This is a genomic window from Burkholderia sp. Bp9015, from assembly GCF_003853505.1.
In the GTDB taxonomy this organism is placed as follows: domain Bacteria; phylum Pseudomonadota; class Gammaproteobacteria; order Burkholderiales; family Burkholderiaceae; genus Burkholderia.
The window spans coordinates 1-604 of record NZ_QTPZ01000099.1 but is presented as its reverse complement, the minus strand read 5'-3'; the positions used below and the strand labels follow the sequence as shown (position 1 = coordinate 604).

Here is a 604-nt window from a genome sequence, read left to right as displayed (position 1 = left end):
GCGCCGAGCCGGATCAGGCATTGGGCGTCCCAGTTCATGCCCACGACGAGCTCGCTCGTTTCGCAGTTCCACTCGCTCAGCAGAATTGCCGCGGCCCGAGCGTTTTCTTCGGCGAACCGCTCGATGCGCTGCTCGATGTAGCGCACGTCGTCACGCATCAGCGTGCCGGAGATGCGCAGCGAGACGGCGTGTGCCACTACATCGTGCCTCAGATACACAGTCGCGATACCGCCCAGATGTCGGGACACCCGATCGAGCTGTTCGTCTTCCAGATCGTCCTGGACGGGCAGTGCACCCGACAAGACGTAGCGTGCTGGTTCTTCCATCGTATCCTCAGCTGATTCGGTTATCCTAGGTCTGCGGTCGATAATGGCGTATCAAGTCGCGCGTGTCAGGGCGCTGGCTGCCGGAACCTGTCCAGAATCTGCGCTTGGCGTCGCAGGAAGGCCTCCAGTTGTAGGTGCTCAGAGGCGAGTTCCTCAAGCAGCTCGACGTGTTCGGCGAGGCCGACGGGAACGAACGACGGCTCTCCATACCGCACGCGTTTGAAGATGGCGCCGGTCCGCGCCCATTTTTGGGAGAATTCTTCCAGTGTGTCTTCGAC

Annotated in this window: 1 protein-coding gene and 1 pseudogene; both read right to left on the bottom strand. The window is 61.3% G+C overall.

What is annotated here, in order from left to right:
- Positions 1 to 326: hypothetical protein (locus DIE12_RS37765; RefSeq protein WP_124551610.1), on the bottom strand; the 326-nt coding region annotated here is incomplete at its 3' end.
- Between the two features lie 65 nt (positions 327 to 391).
- Positions 392 to 604 (bottom strand): annotated as a pseudogene (locus tag DIE12_RS38355) (hypothetical protein); the annotation flags it as partial.